Source organism: Eubacterium sp. SB2, assembly GCF_001244405.1.
GTDB classification, from domain to species: Bacteria; Bacillota; Clostridia; order Lachnospirales; family Lachnospiraceae; genus Faecalicatena; species Faecalicatena contortus_B.
The window spans coordinates 263684-282677 of the sequence record NZ_LN865152.1 but is presented as its reverse complement, the minus strand read 5'-3'; the positions used below and the strand labels follow the sequence as shown (position 1 = coordinate 282677).

Genomic DNA, 18994 nt, shown 5'->3' with positions numbered 1-18994 from the left:
CGCTGCTCCCGCCGAAATTCCCCTTAAGGAGAATTATAAGTCCTGACCGGATGAAGCCCAGCCTGTCTGAAATGTGGTGGGGGATGCCGCCGGGAAGCAGGGGAGAGGGGCTGGGAGCATAAAGTGCGCGGTTTAGAAGTGCTTACGCAAAAGGAGCTGCCCATGAGGGATGGAAAGTGATTTACCAAATCACTTTCCAGTACATCCTAAGACGGGAAAGCATCAGGCTTTCCCGTTGCATGTTGTACGTGCCCTCATGGGCAGTTTCTTTTGCGTTAGCACTTCTCCGCAAACGGGCTGCTTTCAGCCCCTCTCCCCTGCTTCCCGGCGGCATCCCCCACCACATTTCAGACAGGCGCCCCTCCTGCCATCATTTCTCCTCCCAATTTTACCGGATTGTGGAAGAAATAAAAAAGTTGACAGATTTCATTTTTTGTATTAGAATGACTTTTGTAACAAATTTGTAATATCTGTAATAAGTTCGAAATCAAAAGCATATATTTTATTACAAGCTTATTAAGAAATACTTAAAGATATTGCAACAAATCAGGAGGTTAAGTATATGTTACAGGGTAAGAAATTTATAACAGTATTGTCAGCAGTGACGGTGTGTATGACATTCACAGCCGGCTTTACTACACAGGCGGCTTCACAGATGCCTGTGGCAGTTACAATTGATACAGCAGATAAACAAGAAGGAGATACATTACTGTTAGAGACCGTAAAAAGCATTCCGGTAGAGCAAACAGCAGAGATAAAGAAAGCGGCAAAGGAAGCAAAAGCTGCTTATGAGGAGGAACAGAAAAAGATAGCGGAAGAGAAAAAAAGGAAAGAGGAAGAAGAAAGGCTCGCCGCTGAAGAGGCTCAGCGTGCGGCGGAGGAAGAGGCACGTGCGGCGGAGGAAGCCGAGGCGGCGGCAGCGTCAGCGGCTGTGGCACAGCCCGTGGCAGCGGGAGACCAGGAACTGCTGGCAGCAATTATTTTCTGTGAGGCGGGAAATCAGCCTTATGAAGGACAGGTTGCCGTGGGAGCCGTTATTATGAACCGGGTACGCAGCGGGGTATATCCGAACAGTGTTCCAGAGGTTATTTACCAGTCAGGACAGTTTGGTCCGGCTATGACGGGCTGGCTGGACAGCGTGCTGGCGAGCGGGGGGTACACCGATACTGCTATGCAGGCGGCAGCAGACGCAATTGCCGGATCTAACCCAATCGGGGACTGCCTTTACTTTGGGAATGGAGATTATGGGATCCAGATTGGGGATCATTTCTTCCATTAGGAAAGAAACGCTTATGTAATAATTTAAATACATTTAAAATGCTGCGGGATAGATGGTAGTACATCGAATAATAAATAACAGTAAGTGACTTATTTTCGATGACTACGATCTATCTCGCAGCATTCTTTCATTATAATCATATTTTATAATTTATAATGTCGATAAACAATTTGGCGTAAATCGAAAATCTATACACGCTCTAGTGCAGCCAGATCAGTTGTCTATAAAGATGGTCACTATAAATCAATATCCAGCTTTGAAAATGCATCCGCGAAAGCGTTATTCACCGGTTCCTTCACTTCCCGGGCCTGCTTTTTCAAATAGTTATTCACGTCTTTCTTACTTGCCCCCTTGCCTTCTTTTGCCCGTCTGGCTTCGAACGCACTCAGTTTTTCCTTATGCCCGCAGGAGCAGACAAACCGCTGCCCATCCCCTTTGCCAACCAGCTCCATTTTCTTGTGGCAGACCGGGCAGCGGGCATTGGTGCGGCGGGAAATGGTCTCACGATGTCCGCATTCTCTGTCCTGGCAGACCAGCATCTTGCCGTGTTTGCCATTGACCTCCAGCATATATTTTCCACATTCCGGGCACTTGGTCCGGGTCAGGTTATCATGCCGGAATTTTCCGTCCCCGGTTTTAATCTCCTGAATCAAAGCCTGTGTGTAATGCTCAATCTCATCCATAAAGTGCCGGTCTGTTTCCTTGCCCTTGGCGATTGCCTGAAGCCGGAGTTCCCAGTCAGCGGTCAGTTCCGGGCTTTTTAAATCTCCGGGTACCAGCTCCAGGAGCTGCCTGCCCTTGGCTGTGATATGGATTTCATTGCCACGTTTTTCCATCAAGAAACTGTTGAACAGTTTGTCGATGATGTCCGCGCGTGTTGCAACGGTTCCGAGACCTCCGGTCTCACCCAGTGTTTTGATCAGCGTCTTATCCTTATGCTGCATATATTTGACCGGATTCTCCATAGCGGCAATCAGTGTGCCTTCTGTGAAATACGCGGGAGGTTTTGTTTTACCTTCTGTGATGTTCAGGCTGCTTACCTGCAGTTTCTGCCCCTTGTGTACTTCCGGCAGAGTTTGTTTGATGTAAATTTCTTCCGCTTCTTCCTCATCTGCATCTTCGTATCCTGCCTCGTATACTTCCTTCCAGCCGGCCTGTCTGATCACATTTCCTTTGGCCGTAAACACTTCCTGGGAAATCCTGCCTCTTAGCGAGGTCTCTTCATATTCGCATGCCGGGGATAACACGGCAAGGAAACGCCGCACAACCACATCGTATATTTTTCGCTCCTCGTTTGTCATATGATCCAGCTGAACGAACTGTTCTGTAGGAATAATGGCATGGTGGTCTGTGACTTTAGCATTGTCCACAAAAGATTTATTGGCCTTAATGGGCTGCATGGTCAGCCGGCCGGCAATCTTACTGTAAGGGCCGACTGCACAGGCCTTGAGGCGTTCCTTTAGTGTCCCCGTCATATCCGAAGTGAGATAGCGGGAGTCCGTCCTGGGGTAGGTCAGTACCTTGTGGTTTTCATACAGGCGCTGCATGATGTTCAAGGTCTCCTTTGCCGAAAAACCAAAACGCTGGTTTGCTTCCCTCTGCAGTGTAGTCAGATCGTAGAGGGCAGGAGAGAAGGATTTCTTCTCCTTTTTTATGACCTCTGTAATCTCTAGCGTACCCCCGCACTGCTTATAGAGCTTTTGAATCCGTTCCTGGTCAAATGTCCTTGAAGAACCGGACTGGCTGTCGCACCACAGGAAAGTGATTCCTCCGGCAGATGCCTTCATCCCATAAAAAGGCTGTGGCTTAAAACTGCGGATTTCTTCTTCGCGTGCAGCGATCATAGCTAGAGTAGGCGTCTGTACGCGTCCACAGGAGAGCTGTGCGTTATATTTACAGGTCAGCGCCCGTGTGGCATTGATGCCCACCACCCAGTCGGACTGCGCCCTGGCAATTGCGGCTCTGTAGAGGTTGTAATAGGCTTTCCCGGGTTTCAGGTTCGCAAAACCTTCCCGGATAGCTTTATCTGTTACGGACGAGATCCAGAGACGCTGCAGCGGCTTTTTGCTTCCCGCTTTGTCCAGAATCCAGCGGGCAACCAGCTCGCCTTCGCGTCCGGCATCGGTTGCAATGATGATATCGGATACGTCCTTGCGGTAAATCAGCTCTTTGACCGCATGGAATTGTTTTCCGGTCTGATTGATGACCACCAGCTTCCATTCCTTAGGGATCATGGGGAGTGTGTCCATATTCCAGGTTTTGTACTGTTCGCCATATTGCTCGGGATCTGCCAGGGTGACAAGATGTCCCAGCGCCCAGGTAACGATATATTCAGTTCCTTCTATATAAGAGTTTGTCTTCTTTGTGCAGCGCAGGACTCTGGCGATATCCCTGGCCACAGAAGGTTTTTCGGCAATCACAAGATGTTTCATTGAAGTCTCCTTTTACTAATCTTAGATATTATGAAATCCTTTTCCGATGATTTCACTTGTATTCGAAATCAGAATAAAGGCTTCCGGCTGATTTTCCTTAATAAAGTTACGAAGCTTAACTGCCTGGGGACGGTTGAGGGCCGTAAAGACGATATACTTGTCTCTTCCCGAAAAGGCGCCCTGTGCATGGCAGACGGTGGCACTGCGGTGCAGTGTATTTACAATGAAATCACAGATGGGTTCCGGTTCGTCGCATACCACATTGAAATACTTGGAGAGGTTAAAACTTTCGATAAACGTATCAATCATGAATGAGCGGATTGCCAGGCCGAGGAAGGAGTAAAGCCCTGTCTCGATATCGAACATAAAGCAGCCCGCGATGGTAATAAGGATATCGGTGATGAGCAGCGCGCGTCCAATATCAAAGCTGGAATATTTCCGCAGTATCATGGCAATGATATCCGTACCGCCGCTGGATGACCCGATGTTAAACAATACCGCAGAACCCAGAGAGGGCAGAGCAATGGCAAAACAGAGCTCCAGCATGGGCTGGTCTGTCAGCGGATGAGTAATCGGATAAACACGCTCCAGAACGGATAACGTCACAGAAAGCAGGATACTGCAGTAGGCGGTCTTAGCCGCAAACTTACGTCCTAACACAATAAAACCAATGACCAACAGTATCATATTCATGACAAAGGTAAAATCACTGGCAGACATGAATCCGGTTTTGGCTACCAGAACCGCCAGGCCCGTGATACCTCCGAATGTAAAATTATTCGTAAATTTAAAAAAATAAGTACCGACAGCCATAATCATTGTACTGCATGTTAATAAGAGAAAATGCTTCAGTTTACCCTTCATCCGTATGCTCCCCGTAATATACATAATTTTGAAATTAAAAACCTCTCACTCTATCCGAATTGTAACGCCCGGAATATGAAAAGTCAACGCATTAAGACAAGATATTTGGAAATACTATGTTCCCATAAGGAGGAAGGAATATATGTATCAGTATTTACCAATTCGAGACGTATACGCAAGAGAAATTATAGATTCCAGAGGCAATCCGACGATTGAAGTAGAGGTGCTTGTAGGGGAAGATACGGTAGGACGCGCTGCGGTACCCTCCGGTGCATCTACAGGAAAATATGAAGCAGTGGAGCTGCGTGACGGTGAAGACCGCTACGGCGGAAAAGGAGTCCAGCGCGCTGCAGAACATGTGAATGACCAGCTTGCAAGAGCCGTGATCGGCATGAATGTATTTGATCAGGCCGCTCTTGATGAAGTGCTGATCAAGGCTGACGGCAGCAAGAATAAAAAGAACCTGGGAGCAAATGCCCTTCTGGGAGTGTCGCTTGCAGCGGCCAAGGCGGCGGCAAACGCTCTGAAAGTACCGTTGTTCCGATACTTGGGCGGAGTTAATGCTCACGAACTTCCGGTTCCAATGATGAATATCCTGAACGGCGGGGCGCATGCGGACAATACACTGGATATCCAGGAGTTTATGATCATGCCGGTGGGCGCGCCCAGCTTTAAAGAAGGGCTCCGCATGTGTGCAGAAATCTATCATACACTGAAAGCGTTATTGAAAGAAAACGGACTGAGTACAGCCGTGGGAGATGAGGGCGGTTTTGCCCCGGATCTGCCGGACGCAAAGGAAGCGCTCAGATTTCTGAAAGAAGCGGTGGAGAAGGCCGGATATAAGATGGGAAAAGACATTCAGATTGCGCTGGATGTTGCAGCGTCCGAGCTGTATAATAAGGATTTCAGAAAATATGAATTCCCGGGAGAAAGCAGGATGCAGGGACAGAAGATCGTGCGATCTGCCGAGGAACTGATTGAATATTATGAAGACTTATCACTGGAATTTCCGATCCGATCTATTGAAGATCCGCTGGATGAGGAAGACTGGGACGGATGGGAACTTTTGACAACAAGACTGGGGAATGAGATTCAGCTGGTGGGAGATGACTTGTTTGTTACAAATGTAGAACGGCTGAAAAAGGGAATTGAGCAGAATGCGGCTAACGCCATACTAGTAAAGGTAAACCAGATTGGGACACTGACAGAGGCGATTGATGCCATTGAGATGGCCCAGAAGGCGGGCTATAATGCGATCATATCCCACAGATCAGGAGAGACGGAAGACACGACCATAGCAGATATTGCGGTGGCATTTAACACGGGACAGATTAAGACCGGGGCTCCGTGCAGGTCAGAGCGTGTTGCTAAGTACAACCAGCTGCTCAGGATAGAAGAAGAGCTGGGAAGATAGTTAAAAAGATAAGAAAAACAGCTGCGGTTTTGCCGGAAATGGCAGGCCGCAGCTGTTTTTATCTGCAGAAAATAAAGTTTAAAAATAGTTTATGAAAACAGAGTCTGCAGCCTGCGTCGGACAGCTCCATACGTCTCCTTGACTTGGCGAATACTACGGTATTATAATAAAACAGACATAGAAACAGAACCATGAACTTAGAATGCGCCTGTATAACAGTTCTGCGCATTGGCCTGAGTGAGCAGGCTGTTTTATAGGGCGGTCAGACAAATGCTGGCAGCAGAAGAGGAAGGGCTATTTTGAAATCATACCGTACATATCTAAGCTTTGAATTTGAAGAAAAGGAAACGATGAAAAATATCACGAACCATGTCAGGATGGTTTTGGAAGAAAGCGGCATCAGAGAAGGTGCGATTATAGTATCTTCTCTTCATACTACCTCGTCAATTTTTATAAATGATGATGAGGAGGGACTGATCAGAGATACTCTGGAGTTTTTAGAGCAGATTATTCCCGAACAGAAGGAACCCTATTATCGGCATAATAAGAGTGAGAAGGATGCGCCCGCCCATCTGAAAAGGAATATTATCGGAAGAAGCGAGCTCATATCAGTTACGGAAGGGAATATGGATCTGGGACACTGGGAACAGATCTTTTATGCTGATTTTAACGGTAAGCGCATGAAAAAGATCTGCATTAAAATTATGGGAGAATAAAGGAGAGGGATGTATGCCTGCAAAGGGGCTTGTCCGGGACTTAAATAAGAAGCCCCGGACAGGCTCCTTTTATGATATAGGAAATCACTCTGAAATTTCCTATATCATAAAAACTCTATTATATTCAGTTAGAAAATGAAGCGGTGAGAATGGTGCAGAATGACAAAATTATTTTGTGCTATACAAAGTTGAAACTATGGTGACATGTACAAGGTGCCCTAAAACATGGAACTTAAATTGAAAAGGATGCACAAATAAAGGACAAAAAAACGAAAAAATTGCAAAGAAACCCGATTTGATTGTGCAAATAAACGGTGATATTATAAGACTAATTCAAACCGGGTTGAAAATAGAAAATAGGAAGTGAGATCGAATTTATGCGAGAAAATTTTGACGTAGTAGTAATTGGTGGCGGGACCACAGGAACAGCTGCGATTCGAGATTTGGTACTCCGCGGATACACAAATTCTGTTCTTTTGGAAAGAGACGATCTGGCTGCGGGTACATCCGGAGGATGCCATTCAGCACTGCACGGTGGTTCCAGATATGTTGTGACAGATAAGCAGACTGCAGTGGAATGTCTGCAGGAGAACAAAGTATTCCGTGAGATAGTCCCACAGGTAGTCGACCCGACAGATGCAATGTGGGTGGCAAAGACAGAAGAGCAGCTTGAATTTGCAAAGAAGTGGATGGAGAATGCAGATGAGATTGGTCTGCCCTATGAAGTGATCACACCGGAGGAAGCCGTACAGGATGAACCTCTTCTGGCCGACGATATCCAGTTCGCCCTGCGTACAATTGACACGGGATTTGATCCCTTCCGTCTCTGTATTGCACAGGCATATGATGCAAAGGTAAAAGGCGCAGTTATCCGGACGCACAGCGAAGTGATCGATCTGATCATGGAGGCGGATACCGTAAAAGGGGTAAAGGTACTGGACAGAAAGAATGGAACGATCTATGAGATTTGCGCAAAGATTGTGGTAAATGCTGCAGGCCCCTGGGGCTCAAGAGTGACAGAAATGGCCGGCTTTAAGATACCTGTAAAGCCAAATAAAGGAACCATGGGGGTATATAACATGCGGCCCACGAAAACGCTGATTGGTATTCTGAGAGTACCCTCAGACGGCGACGGCCTTGTCAGCATGGGATATCAGAATACTTCCCTGCTTGGCACATCTTCCGTAGATATAGAAGATCCCGATGCGGCGGTTCCGGGGCTGGATGAGATTGAACTGATGGAAAGCAGTGTAGAGCAGATCATTCCGGATATCAGAAATGCAAGAATGCTCCGTATGTGCACAGGGGTCAGACCCCTTTACTCAACCACATCAGAAACCGGGAGGGCGGTCAGCCGCAGAATGATTCTGATCGATCACGCAGAAGAACATGGTATTGAAGGAATTGTCACAATCACCGGCGGAAAATATGCAACGGCAAGGCTGATGGCGGAAGAGACAGTGGACCTTGTATGCAGAAAGCTGGGAAGCGATGCAGAGTGTACGACACATAAGCGGTTGATCTATGGGGCCCAGACAAAGGAAGAAGCAGAAAAAGATGCAAAATATATACATGAGAAATACAAAGTACCGTTGTACAGCGCACATAAGATGACCGCAAGATATGGCAGCAGGGCAAAGGAAATTGTAGATGCTGCGCCGGAGTACTCCGGAGTCATATGTGAATGCGCCCAGGTAATCGGATCAGAAGTCATTAATGCATTCCAGAATGAGGAAGTATTTAACATTAAGGATCTCAGAAGAAGAATCCGCAACGGCATGGGAACCTGCCAGGGAACGTTCTGTACATACAAAGTGGCTGCCCTGTATCAGAAAGCGGTTCACGCGACGGCACAGGAGGCTCATGACCAGCTGGCAGAGTATATGCAGGAACGCTGGAAGGGCATTTATTATACACTCCAATATGGAGATCAACTGGCACAGGCAGAAATTATGCAGGCATTTTATGTAACCCAGGGCAGCTACGATCTTCTGGATACCAAACCAACGGAGGTGATTCCGCATGAATGATAAGATAAAAGATGTAATTGTAATCGGCAGCGGCATGGCTGGGGTAACTGCAGCAAAGGCGGCATCGGATGAGCTGGCCGGCGTAGAAATTATCACAAAAGGCGCAGGGGCAACCATGATGGGCTCAGGCGTTCTGGATATTCTGGGAGCAGTGCCGGGAGAAGAGAAAAATATAGTTGTAGAAGAAATCAGTGAGGGGATGACCCTGCTGCTGGAGAAAAATCCAAAGCACCCCTATGCGGTTCTCAAAGACAGTCTGGAAAATGGAATCAAAGCATTGCGGGAAGTCTGCCGCGCAGGCGGAATGGAGTTTACAGGCGACGGGATCAGGAACGCCGCCATCCCGAATATTCTGGGAACCTATAAAAATACGGCATACATCCCTTCCTATAATAAATACGCAGACGTGACAACAGCCCGGGGGAAAATACTGGTTGCAGGGTTCAGGGGATATACGGAATTTTATCCCGAATATGCCTGCAAGTCCTACAATGCCTATCAGAAACAGTTTGCTCCCAAAGCAGATGCTGCTTATATTGCAGTCACTTTGGAACTCCCCTCTCTTACAAACAGGGAGAAGCTGACCAATGCAGAACTTGCCGCATTTTTTGATACCAGCGAAGGCATTGAGGAGCTTGCAGCAGTACTCGATGATATGAAGAACGTTATGGGCGGTATTCAGAGGATTCTGGTTCCACCGGTTCTGGGCTATCAAAATTATGCACAGAACATGGAACTCTTATATGAGACACTTGGGATCCCGGTAGGAGAGATCTCTGCAGGAGGACATTCGGTCAGTGCACAGAGACTTGCGGACGCATTTGAAAAAGGCCTGGAGAATCTAAATATTAAGGTAACCAATCAGGCAAAGGCAGTGGAAATTAAGAAAACAGAAGAAGGGGTATTTTGTGTCGTGTTCGAGCAGCAGGGAAAGACCAGGGAAGCATATGCAAGAAAGATTGTGCTTGCTGCCGGCGGATTCATCGGAGGCGGTATCACCTCCTATAGAGAAGATGTGTTTATCCCGGTTATTCATGAGCCGCTGGGCAGGATTGACGCTGATATGGTAAATAAAAAAGCATTCCCCGGAGGCGGCCAGCCTTTTATCAAGACCGGCATCCGGGTGTACGATGATATGACCATCGCACAGGGCAGCTTTTCCGGACAGATATTTGCCTGTGGGGATTTAATGGAAGGCTATGACTGGGTCTATGAGAGAAGCGGTGCAGGAGTTGCGGCAGCTTCCGGATACCTTGCAGGAAAGAATGCGGCAAATATGGCGAAAGGAAGTGAGCACTGATGAAAGACTTTAATGATATTTATTATAACAGCGTGGAATGTGTACGATGCAACCTGTGTCTGGACCGATGTCCGGCTGTCAGGGCGGTCGGGACGGATAAAGCTCCCATGTATTCCGCTGTATACTCGGCGCTGGGATCCCGCTTTGATCTGGAAATGGTGACGGAGGAAGCATTTCAGTGCATTGACTGCTATGAATGTGAATCAGCATGTCCCGTAAACGTTCCGATCGCAGATACAATGGCATATATCCGCCGCTTATGCAGAGAGAAGAATACCGTGCCGGAAGCTGTAACCGATATTGTGCACAGGGCAGAGGCCGGGGAGAATATACTTGGCAAACCGCAGGAGATCCGGGAAGGCAAAGCAGATGTTGCCGTATTCCTTGGATACGCAGGAGAATTGGATGTGGAGATGCAGAATGCCTTTGATAAGATCTGCAAGGCGGCAGGAATTTCTTATACTTTTCTGACAGACACAGCAGACAGTGGATACTTTCTGGACAGAAGCGGACAGACAGAGGGGCTGCAGAAGGCTGTGGATACCAATGTAAAAGCATTTGAGAGAGTACAGGCAAAAGTGATCGTTACGCCGTGCAGCTATTCGTTCGAGGCCTTTCAGAATTATTATCCGGAGAAGTATACATATCTGCATACAAGCGAATTCCTGGAGGATCTTTTGGAGAAGAAAAACTTGAATGCCACAGGGGGGACAGAGCAGACAGCCTATCACGCAGCACATATGCTTACCAGAAAAAACGAAGTGAAAGCCCCCGAAGAATTGATTGTAAAACTGAGCGGACAAAAAGCGGTACAGCCGGAGAGAACTGGATACCGAACCTCTTCCAGCGGACTCGGCGGCGGTCTGGGTCTTTTTTATCCGGAACAGGCGGCAGCAGTCAGCAAGAAGCGGGCAAAGGAGCTTGCGGATCTGGGATGCAGGACAGTAGTGACGGGATGCGTGTTTGAAAAATATGCGTTAAAAGAGGCTATTAAAGAAAAAGACATGGAGATCATCGATATTACAGAATATGTAGCACGGGCGTTATAGAGTGAAAGGAGAAATTTATCATGAATGCAAAATATGATCCGAATATTTTTAAATTACCAGAGTCAGTAGACAAGGACACCCATATTATCTGCACCTACTTTTGTGAAGGTTATACATCAGATCTGCTGAACAAAGTGGGATCTATAGCAATTGAGCAGACTACCGGCACATGGGCGCCGGTACCCCTTGAGACGCCGGAAGTCAGGAGAAGACACGGCGGCAAAGTAATCGCAGTGCACGAGATTCCGTGCTATGAGTTCAATATGCCGGAGATGGAAGGCAAAGAGCGTATGGCGGTATTCCAGATTGCATTCCCGTTTGAGAATATGGGCCCGAATCTTCCCCAGGTACTGACCTCTGTAATAGGAAATATTTCTATGGCAGGAAAACTCAAACTGATTGATATAGACTTCCCGAAAGTATTTACGGATGCCTTTAAAGGGCCGAGATATGGCGTGGAGGGACTCAGAGAGCTGACAGGTGTTGAAAAAAGGCCGTTTATTGTCAGCATGATTAAACCGTGTACAGGGGCAACGCCAGAGAACGCGGGCAAACTGATACGGGAACTGGCAATGGCAGGAATCGACTGGATCAAAGACGATGAACTCTTCAGTGACACAGAATATTGTACTGTAAAGGCAAGAGCTAAGATCGCTGCGGAGATTTTGAAGGATGTCTATGAGAGAACCGGAAAACGCGTGATCTATTCACCGAATATTACAGACAGACCGGATAAGATGCTTGATAAAGCGAAAATGTGCAAAGAGATGGGCATTCCCGGAATCATGATCAATGCACTCACTGTTGGCTGGCCTTCTATGCAGATGGTAGCAGAGAATGACGAAGTCGGGCTTCCGATCCTGGCACATCCGGCATTTGCAGGGGCAATGTACGAATCACACTACTCAGGCGTATCAAGCCATCTGATTCTGGGCAAATTCATGAGAATGAGCGGAGCCGATATCGTGATTTATCCTTGTGCATACGGCAAAGTAGACATTCAGCGTGAGCGGTATATCAGGATTGCGCAGGCTCTGCTGACAGATTTCAGGGGAATGAAACGCACGTTCCCGGGACCGGCTGCAGGTGTATATCAGGGATTAATTCCGGATGTTGCCTCCGATCTGGGAATGGACTTTTCCATTTCAGCAGGTGCGGCAATGCACGCGCATCCGATGGGAGCAGCCGCAGGCGTTGAGAGTCTGATCAAAGCTGCAGATGCAACGGCAGAAGGAATTTCACTTCGTGAAGCCGCAAAAGACTGTGAATCCTTAAAGGTTGCCCTGGATCTCTGGGGAGAGGGCATGAACCAGCAATTATTTGATTTAAAGAAATAGAAAGCTCCACATAATGTTTTCTGCCCGGAAAGAACTGACTTAGAAGCAGCGGGCAGCGCAGGAGGTAACGTGAAATATAAATTATTGGCAGTTGACGTGGACGGAACACTGCTGGATGATGAGCACAGACTGTCGGAAAATAACCGAAGGGCTATCCAGGATATCCGGGAAGAGGGGGTGAAAGTCATTCCTTTTTCCGGAAGGGGATATCCGGCGCTTAAGGGAATTATTGAAACACTTAAGCTGGAAGAGGCAGTCGTGACGCAGAACGGGAGCCTGGTGCTGGACAATACCGGGAATAAAATCCTGCATGCGGAGTTGATTTCATCCGAAAACTGCACGAAAATACTGGATTACTGCAGGGCGCATCTCTACCAGCCGCTTATTTACCAGGAAGACCAGGTCTATTCCGGGCTTAAGGGAACATATCTGGAGATATTTGAAAAATGTATGGGGCAGAGGGTTGTCTATACAGAGGATGTCGGGATGTGCTATAATAACACACCCCTGGGAAAGATTTTAATATTGGATGAACCCTGCAGAGTCACGCAGTTCAGAGAATGGGTGTCCGCAGCCTTTGGCGGCGTGGTGAGTGCGGATCGTGCGTATGATTTTTCTCTTGAGCTCGGCGGCAGCGATAAAGGCCGTGCGCTGGCATGGATCGGTTCTTATTATCATATAGAGCCCGGAGAGATGGTAGCTATAGGCGACGGTGAAAACGATAAAAGCATGCTGGAGTATGCCGGCCTTTCGATTGCCATGCAGGGCGCCATGGAAGGTGTGAAGCAGGCAGCCGGAAAAGTGACACTATCGAACAATGAAAGCGGCGTCGCATACGCCATAGAGAAGTACGTGCGATGCAAAATCAGCTAAGCGGAAAAGAGGGTATAGAATGATTTATGAAGGAACGGCGGTTTCGGATGGGGCAGCCATAGGACGTGTGTTTCAATATCAGCCTTATCAGCCGGAAATCCGCCATGAGACGATCGCAAAAGCCCAGGCAGACAGCTGTATGGAAAAGTATAAATGCGTACTCATCCAGGCGGAAGAAGAACTAAAACAGCTGATCGAAGGTTCTGAGCTGGACGAGGAAGAAAAGAAAATTTTCCAGGCACATATTGATATTGTACAGGATGAAGAGATGAGCCGTGAAATCGAGGACGAAATCCGGGACAATCTGCTGTCTCCCCAATGGGCAATCCAGGAAGTCTATGAAAGATATATTCAGATTATATCCAAGGCAAAGAATGCTTTGATCAGGGAAAGAGCGGCGGACCTAAAAGACGTCTGCCAGCGGTTGATCCGCCTGTGGGACGGCGGACATGAAAACCCGCTTTCCTCGTTGGCCGGAGATGTAATTGTGGTTGCACAGGATCTGCTCCCTTCGGATACGGCGGCAATGAAGACAGAATATGTGAAGGCCATTGTTACGGAAGTTGGAGGCTATACTTCGCATATGGCGATCCTGGCCAGAAACTATGGCATACCGGCGGTTCTGGGTGTAGCAGATATTATGAAAAATACAGAAAACGGCCAGAAGATAGCGGTAGACGCGAAGGATGGGAAGGTAATTACTCATCTGACGGTTGACCAGGAAAAGCAGTATCAGGTTATGCGCGAGGAGTATCTGAAAAAGATAAGCGATATGCGTCAGTACCTCCCCCTTGTTCCTGAGACACTGGATAAAACAAGAATTGAGGTCTGCCTGAACATTGGTTCTGCCGACAAGAGTGAGCTGGAGCTGGAATCATATACAGACGGGGTTGGACTGTTTCGGACAGAGTTTTTGTATATGAGCAAAAAGGCGCTTCCGGAAGAGGAGGAGCAGTTCAGAGTTTACAAAAAGATCGTGACTATGTACGGAGAACGGCCGGTAATTATCCGCACGCTGGATATCGGAGGCGATAAGAAGCTGGATTATCTGGAGCTTCCGCGGGAAGACAATCCATTTCTGGGACTGCGTGCACTGCGGCTTTGTTTTGAGATGAAACCTATATTTAAAACGCAGCTCAGAGCACTTCTGCGGGCTGCTGTGTACGGAAACCTCTGGATCATGTTTCCTATGGTTGGGAGCATCGGGGATATCCGCTTTGCGAAGCAGATTGTGGAAGAAGTAAAAGAAGAACTGAGGGAGGAAAATATTTCCTGTCGCACAGATGTAAAAGTAGGTATTATGATAGAGATACCGTCAATCGCGATTATGGCCGATATTGCAGCGTCTGAGGTCGATTTTGCAAGCATAGGGACAAATGATCTCTGCCAGTATCTCATGGCAGTTGACCGACTCAATCCAAGTGTTGCGAAATATTATCAGAGTTTTCATCCCGCTATGTTCCGGCTGATCAGGCAGATTGTGGAAGAGTTCGGGAAACAGAAGAAGCCGGTGAGTGTATGCGGTGAGATGGGAGGTAATCCCCAGGCGGTAGCGCTGCTTGCGGGACTGGGAGTGCGCAAGTTCAGTATGAATGCTTCCTCCCTGGCCTCCGTGAAAAAAATGATCTCTCAGATGGATATCTGCAAAGCCGAGAGGATGGCCAGAACAGTACTGGAACTCTCTACAGCAGTCCAGGTGGAAGAATACATAAAAAGTGAACTGCCGGATTAAGGCAGGCAAAGGAGGAGAACTTATGTATGCAAAACAGGTAGTGATTGAGAACGAGACTGGCCTGCATGCCCGTCCGGCTTCAGATTTCATAGCACTTGCGAACAAATTCCGGAGTAAAATTTTTATACAGAATATGGATGAGGAAGACAGCTGCAAGGCGAATGCAAAATCAATTGTTATGCTGATAGCACAGGGCCTTGGCAAGGGCGTAACAGCGGAAATCAGCGCCGAGGGCGAAGATGAGAAGGAAGCAGTGGAGGCACTGGCTGCATTGATTAAAAGTAAGTTTGGCGAAGACTGAGAAGGAGAGATTGGATGGAAACGATAGGCCTTTATACAAACAAGGAAATGATACTGACAGGGATAAAAGCCAGAAATGCCGAGGACATAATGAGAAGGCTGTGCGATAGGGCTATGCAGATGAACTGTATTGAGCCTGTATTTGTTACAGCCCTGCTGGAAAGGGAAAAAGAGTATCCGACGGGGCTTCCCACTGGCGTTCCCATCGCCATCCCGCACATTCACGACGGCTGCCTGAGATCCTTTTTCTCGATGGCCGTTCTGGACACACCGGTTGCATTTGGATGTATGGGGGATCCGGATGAAACGGTGGAAACCAGACTTGTATTCCTGTTCGGGATCACGGACCCAAGCTATCAGACAGCAGTTTTGAGAAAATTCAGCAATATTTTTCAGGACGACGGCATTATGAACGAACTGCTTGAGATTGACAAACCGGAAGCAATGATACAGAAAATGAAGGAATTGTTAGAGGAATATCTGATAATCTAAATAATGGAGTGAATGATTATGAAAGCAAAAATTAATATAGCGGTTGCCTGTGGCGGCGGAATTTTTACAACAACGGTTGTAACAGATAAAATCAAAGAGATATTAAAAAAAGAAAAAATACCATTTTCAATTAACCCTCATAAAATTACGGAAGTCCCCAATCTGGAGGGGTATGATCTGATCGTAGTGACGGGTAAGACGAATGCAAAGAACAAGGCAGGCGCTCCGGTGATGCTGGGACTGCCTCTGTTTACGGGAGTGGGAGCGGAGCAGTTTACAGAAGAGCTGCTGGAAGCAGTTAAAAAAATCATGGATGAATAGTATTTATCCTACATTCTACTAAATATCGGGAGGTAGAAAAATGCAGGCTTTGATACAAATAGGAAATGCTGTTAATAATATTATGGGTATCTTTGGGAGCACCATAATCGTACCAGTAGTTATATTCATCATTAGTATGTTTATGCGTGTTGGGGTAAAGAAATCTTTTCAAGGCGCGATCTATATGGCGGTCGGGCTGACTTTGTTCAACGCCGTGCTCGGTGTTCTGATGACAGCTATCACCCCATATGTAACTGCCATGGCGGATCACGTGGGTATTCAGCTGCCATTCATTGATATCGGCTGGCAGGGCGCATCCGTTGTCGTGTACTCCAATACGCTGGGTTATATTTATCTGGTGCTCGGACTTGGGCTGAATCTGCTTCTGTTCGCGCTGAAATTGGTCGATACGTTTCAGCCTACGGATATATGGAACTACTATCAGTTTGTATTCTGGGCAGTTATCGTGCAGTTTACGACAGGAAGCTTTGCACTGGGCGTTGCAGCGGCGGTTATGTGCAACCTGGTGGTGCTTCTGATCGCAGATATTATCGCACCGTCTCTGCAGGAATTTAACGGTTATGACAACCTTACACTTACCAGTGTTCCCTCCGGAGGAGCGCCATTTGCCATGATTGTAAGATGGATCATGCTAAAATTAAAGATTAAGACAAAACCGATCAGTGCGGAGCGGCTGCAGGAAAAATTAGGATTTTGGGGAGAACCTCTTTCCATCGGCCTGGTAGTCGGGCTGTTGATTACGATTTTGGGTTCAGTCACCGGCCTGGCCAATGTGAATACATGGGCGGGAATCCTGACAGCATCAATTACCATTGCGGCGGTTATGGTCATTTATCCCTCAGTTTCCGGACTTTTTGTGAAAGGACTAATTCCATTGAGCCAGTCCATGCAGGCACGTGCGCGTTCCGGCAGCTCGAACAGAAAGTATTTTCATATTGCCATGGATCCGGCAGTTTTCTTCGGAAACGGGGATAATATGGCGGCAGCACTGATCCTGATTCCGATCGTGTTCTTTATATCCATTATTTTGCCGGGGAATAAGATTCTGATGCTTGCAGATATTCCTGCCATGGCATTTATGACGGCGGGGCTGATCTGCGTATTCCGGGGAGATATTCTGATGACTGTGGTCTCCGGGGCGGTTTGGTTCAATGTGGCAAATGTGCTGAATTCGGATGTCTGCGCCGCGTTTACAAAGGCTGCGGAATCCGCAGGTGTAGCTTCACAGATGGACTCTGTTTCCAATGCCTTTGCCCAGGGGCTTGGAATTGCCTCATGGACGGTAGGCACGAATCCGGTGTTATATCTGGTATACAAAGCATTTTCGGCAGACGGTATGATGCGGATAGTTGGGATTATTATCGTTGTCGCGGTATATCTGGCCATCTATCTTTCGTTTCGGAAAAATAAAAAGGTATGGTGGGTTGCGGCTGGCGCAAGTGAAGAATATCTGCTGGAAAGAGGATACATAGAGTAATGTAAAGAAAAGCCCATTGGAAGGCAGTGAAAACTGCCTCCGTGGGCTTTGCCGGCGTAAAAATATGTGTTATAATAATTTGCACTAGACTGTGAAGCAGAGTGGCATATTGCGATAATGAATTTTCAGACACGCTTTAGTCTGAATAATTGAAGGCGGTGTGGAAAGATGGCAGACAGGTTCTTCCAGGGATACATATATCAGTTACAGAAAAGTATATACAGAACGTTTGGTGTGATTGACAATAAGGAGATCGTTTCATGCAGCAATCAGGAAATGATAGGCATCACGAATTCATTTAATCTGATGAAGCAGAAAAACGAGGAAGGCAGATGCTTTTTTATTAAAAATAATACATATCGTATCTTCTATGAGAATAGTTTTGTTCGATTTGCAGTTTTTGTTGAAGGGACCGATAAGGAGGCAGAGGATTATGCAACCATACTATCCGTCTGTTTTACTGGCATGAAATCTTATTTTGAAGAGAAGTACAGCCGGGATTTGTTTTACAAAGCCCTTTTTCTGGAAAATATTCTGGCGGCTGACATAAATGTAAGGGCCAAGATGCTGAAGATTCCCCCGATTATGGCACGGGCGGTATTTTTATTGAGGTTTCCCCATGTGGATACGGAGTGGAATCTGAATATGCTGATCCAGAACGTAGAGGAATCCGAAAAATACGAAGTATTTTCTATGACGGAAACGGACATAATTGTTATTGTGAAGACAAAAACGAATACTTCTCATGCGGAGCTGGAGGCAATCGGCATTACATTTCAGAAAAAGGCGGCGGAAGTCTTCAAATCCTCTCCGGTCATCGGAATCGGAAGTATTGTTACCGACATCCGGCAGCTGGCGGATTCATATAAGGAATCACTTTATGTTCTGGAGCTGCTGTATCTGTTTGAGGGAAGCAGGACAGTCATAGACTATAATCATCTGGGAATCAAGCGCCTGATCTATCAGCTGCCGCTTCCCTTATGCGAGGTGTATCTGAATGAGGTATTTAAAAAAGGCGGATTCGACTCACTGGAAAATGAAACGCTGGAGACTGTAAAATGTTTTTTTGAAAATAATCTCAATGTTTCTGAGACGGCAAGGAAGCTTTTTATTCACAGGAATACACTGATGTACAGACTGGAAAAGATTAAAAAGCTGACGGGACTGGATGTGCGTATCTTTGACCACGCAATTGTATTTAAGATCGCAATGCTGATTCATATCCATATTAAGTGTAAAGGGTAAGATGATTTGTGACAACATCTTAAGTGCAGCTGGGGTTAAACTGGGCTTTAACTTTGGAAAAGTTGTTGCAAAATCTTCCCAATTGTGGTAAGATGATCGTGGTTTATCCGCA

At 46.9% G+C, this 18994-nt stretch carries 16 protein-coding genes; 14 read left to right on the top strand and 2 right to left on the bottom strand.

Annotated features, from left to right (window positions below):
* The first annotated feature begins 562 nt into the window (after positions 1 to 562).
* Positions 563 to 1279 carry a cell wall hydrolase gene (locus tag BN1938_RS08795; protein WP_050640239.1) on the top strand — a complete coding sequence of 239 codons (717 nt, stop codon included), beginning with the start codon at positions 563 to 565 and terminating at the stop codon, positions 1277 to 1279.
* A 236-nt stretch (positions 1280 to 1515) separates the two neighbouring features.
* Here the strand turns inward: BN1938_RS08795 and BN1938_RS08790 are convergent, their stop codons facing one another.
* Both BN1938_RS08790 and BN1938_RS08785 read right to left on the bottom strand, forming a co-directional pair.
* The gene (locus BN1938_RS08790; RefSeq protein WP_050640238.1) at positions 1516 to 3711 is read right to left on the bottom strand and encodes a DNA topoisomerase III; all 2196 of its coding nucleotides are present in this window, start codon (positions 3709 to 3711) and stop codon (positions 1516 to 1518) included.
* Positions 3712 to 3732: 21 nt separating this feature from the next.
* Positions 3733 to 4575 carry a YitT family protein gene (locus BN1938_RS08785; RefSeq protein WP_050640237.1) on the bottom strand — a complete coding sequence of 281 codons (843 nt, stop codon included), beginning with the start codon at positions 4573 to 4575 and terminating at the stop codon, positions 3733 to 3735.
* A gap of 142 nt (positions 4576 to 4717) precedes the next feature.
* On the opposite strand from BN1938_RS08785, the gene eno reads away from it, so the two are divergent.
* From eno to BN1938_RS08720, 13 genes are all read left to right on the top strand, one after another.
* A complete protein-coding gene (gene eno, locus BN1938_RS08780; protein WP_050640236.1) occupies positions 4718 to 5989 on the top strand; it encodes a phosphopyruvate hydratase in 1272 nt (423 codons plus the stop codon).
* 299 nt (positions 5990 to 6288) lie between these two features.
* Positions 6289 to 6705, top strand: a complete 417-nt coding sequence (locus BN1938_RS08775; RefSeq protein ID WP_050640235.1) for a secondary thiamine-phosphate synthase enzyme YjbQ — start codon at positions 6289 to 6291, stop codon at positions 6703 to 6705.
* Positions 6706 to 7082: 377 nt separating this feature from the next.
* Positions 7083 to 8735 (top strand): anaerobic glycerol-3-phosphate dehydrogenase subunit A, encoded by a 1653-nt coding sequence (gene glpA, locus BN1938_RS08770; protein WP_050640234.1) that lies wholly within the window; start codon positions 7083 to 7085, stop codon positions 8733 to 8735.
* On the top strand, positions 8728 to 10035 hold the full coding sequence (locus BN1938_RS08765) for an FAD-binding protein (protein WP_050640233.1): 1308 nt from the start codon (positions 8728 to 8730) through the stop codon (positions 10033 to 10035). Before glpA ends, BN1938_RS08765 begins: the two co-directional genes overlap by 8 nt.
* Positions 10035 to 11084 (top strand): (Fe-S)-binding protein, encoded by a 1050-nt coding sequence (locus tag BN1938_RS08760; RefSeq protein ID WP_050640232.1) that lies wholly within the window; start codon positions 10035 to 10037, stop codon positions 11082 to 11084. Before BN1938_RS08765 ends, BN1938_RS08760 begins: the two co-directional genes overlap by 1 nt.
* Before the next feature lie 20 nt (positions 11085 to 11104).
* Positions 11105 to 12421 carry a RuBisCO large subunit C-terminal-like domain-containing protein gene (locus tag BN1938_RS08755; RefSeq protein ID WP_050640231.1) on the top strand — a complete coding sequence of 439 codons (1317 nt, stop codon included), beginning with the start codon at positions 11105 to 11107 and terminating at the stop codon, positions 12419 to 12421.
* Positions 12422 to 12490: 69 nt separating this feature from the next.
* Positions 12491 to 13294 carry a Cof-type HAD-IIB family hydrolase gene (locus tag BN1938_RS08750; protein WP_050640230.1) on the top strand — a complete coding sequence of 268 codons (804 nt, stop codon included), beginning with the start codon at positions 12491 to 12493 and terminating at the stop codon, positions 13292 to 13294.
* Positions 13295 to 13313: 19 nt separating this feature from the next.
* The gene (gene ptsP, locus BN1938_RS08745; protein ID WP_082202917.1) at positions 13314 to 15026 is read left to right on the top strand and encodes a phosphoenolpyruvate--protein phosphotransferase; all 1713 of its coding nucleotides are present in this window, start codon (positions 13314 to 13316) and stop codon (positions 15024 to 15026) included.
* Between the two features lie 22 nt (positions 15027 to 15048).
* Positions 15049 to 15327 carry an HPr family phosphocarrier protein gene (locus BN1938_RS08740; protein WP_050640229.1) on the top strand — a complete coding sequence of 93 codons (279 nt, stop codon included), beginning with the start codon at positions 15049 to 15051 and terminating at the stop codon, positions 15325 to 15327.
* Positions 15328 to 15341: 14 nt separating this feature from the next.
* Entirely contained in the window at positions 15342 to 15818 is a 477-nt protein-coding gene (locus tag BN1938_RS08735) for a PTS sugar transporter subunit IIA (RefSeq protein WP_050640228.1), read from the top strand.
* Between the two features lie 18 nt (positions 15819 to 15836).
* Complete coding sequence (locus tag BN1938_RS08730; protein WP_070102466.1) at positions 15837 to 16139, top strand: PTS sugar transporter subunit IIB; 303 nt, start codon at positions 15837 to 15839, stop codon at positions 16137 to 16139.
* 40 nt (positions 16140 to 16179) lie between these two features.
* Entirely contained in the window at positions 16180 to 17637 is a 1458-nt protein-coding gene (locus tag BN1938_RS08725; RefSeq protein ID WP_167702504.1) for a PTS transporter subunit IIC, read from the top strand.
* A 168-nt stretch (positions 17638 to 17805) separates the two neighbouring features.
* Positions 17806 to 18882, top strand: coding sequence for a PucR family transcriptional regulator (locus BN1938_RS08720; protein ID WP_050640226.1), 1077 nt, complete (start codon positions 17806 to 17808; stop codon positions 18880 to 18882).
* Positions 18883 to 18994: the final 112 nt, after the last annotated feature.

Coding starts and splice junctions, on each gene's coding strand:
- BN1938_RS08735 (WP_050640228.1), top strand. CDS start 15,342: ATGGAAACGATAGGCCTTTATACAAACAAGGAAATGATACTGACAGGG.
- BN1938_RS08765 (WP_050640233.1), top strand. CDS start 8,728: ATGAATGATAAGATAAAAGATGTAATTGTAATCGGCAGCGGCATGGCT.
- BN1938_RS08785 (WP_050640237.1), bottom strand. CDS start 4,575: ATGAAGGGTAAACTGAAGCATTTTCTCTTATTAACATGCAGTACAATG.
- BN1938_RS08740 (WP_050640229.1), top strand. CDS start 15,049: ATGTATGCAAAACAGGTAGTGATTGAGAACGAGACTGGCCTGCATGCC.
- ptsP (WP_082202917.1), top strand. CDS start 13,314: ATGATTTATGAAGGAACGGCGGTTTCGGATGGGGCAGCCATAGGACGT.
- BN1938_RS08725 (WP_167702504.1), top strand. CDS start 16,180: ATGCAGGCTTTGATACAAATAGGAAATGCTGTTAATAATATTATGGGT.
- BN1938_RS08730 (WP_070102466.1), top strand. CDS start 15,837: ATGAAAGCAAAAATTAATATAGCGGTTGCCTGTGGCGGCGGAATTTTT.
- glpA (WP_050640234.1), top strand. CDS start 7,083: ATGCGAGAAAATTTTGACGTAGTAGTAATTGGTGGCGGGACCACAGGA.
- BN1938_RS08760 (WP_050640232.1), top strand. CDS start 10,035: ATGAAAGACTTTAATGATATTTATTATAACAGCGTGGAATGTGTACGA.
- BN1938_RS08720 (WP_050640226.1), top strand. CDS start 17,806: ATGGCAGACAGGTTCTTCCAGGGATACATATATCAGTTACAGAAAAGT.
- BN1938_RS08790 (WP_050640238.1), bottom strand. CDS start 3,711: ATGAAACATCTTGTGATTGCCGAAAAACCTTCTGTGGCCAGGGATATC.
- BN1938_RS08755 (WP_050640231.1), top strand. CDS start 11,105: ATGAATGCAAAATATGATCCGAATATTTTTAAATTACCAGAGTCAGTA.
- BN1938_RS08795 (WP_050640239.1), top strand. CDS start 563: ATGTTACAGGGTAAGAAATTTATAACAGTATTGTCAGCAGTGACGGTG.
- eno (WP_050640236.1), top strand. CDS start 4,718: ATGTATCAGTATTTACCAATTCGAGACGTATACGCAAGAGAAATTATA.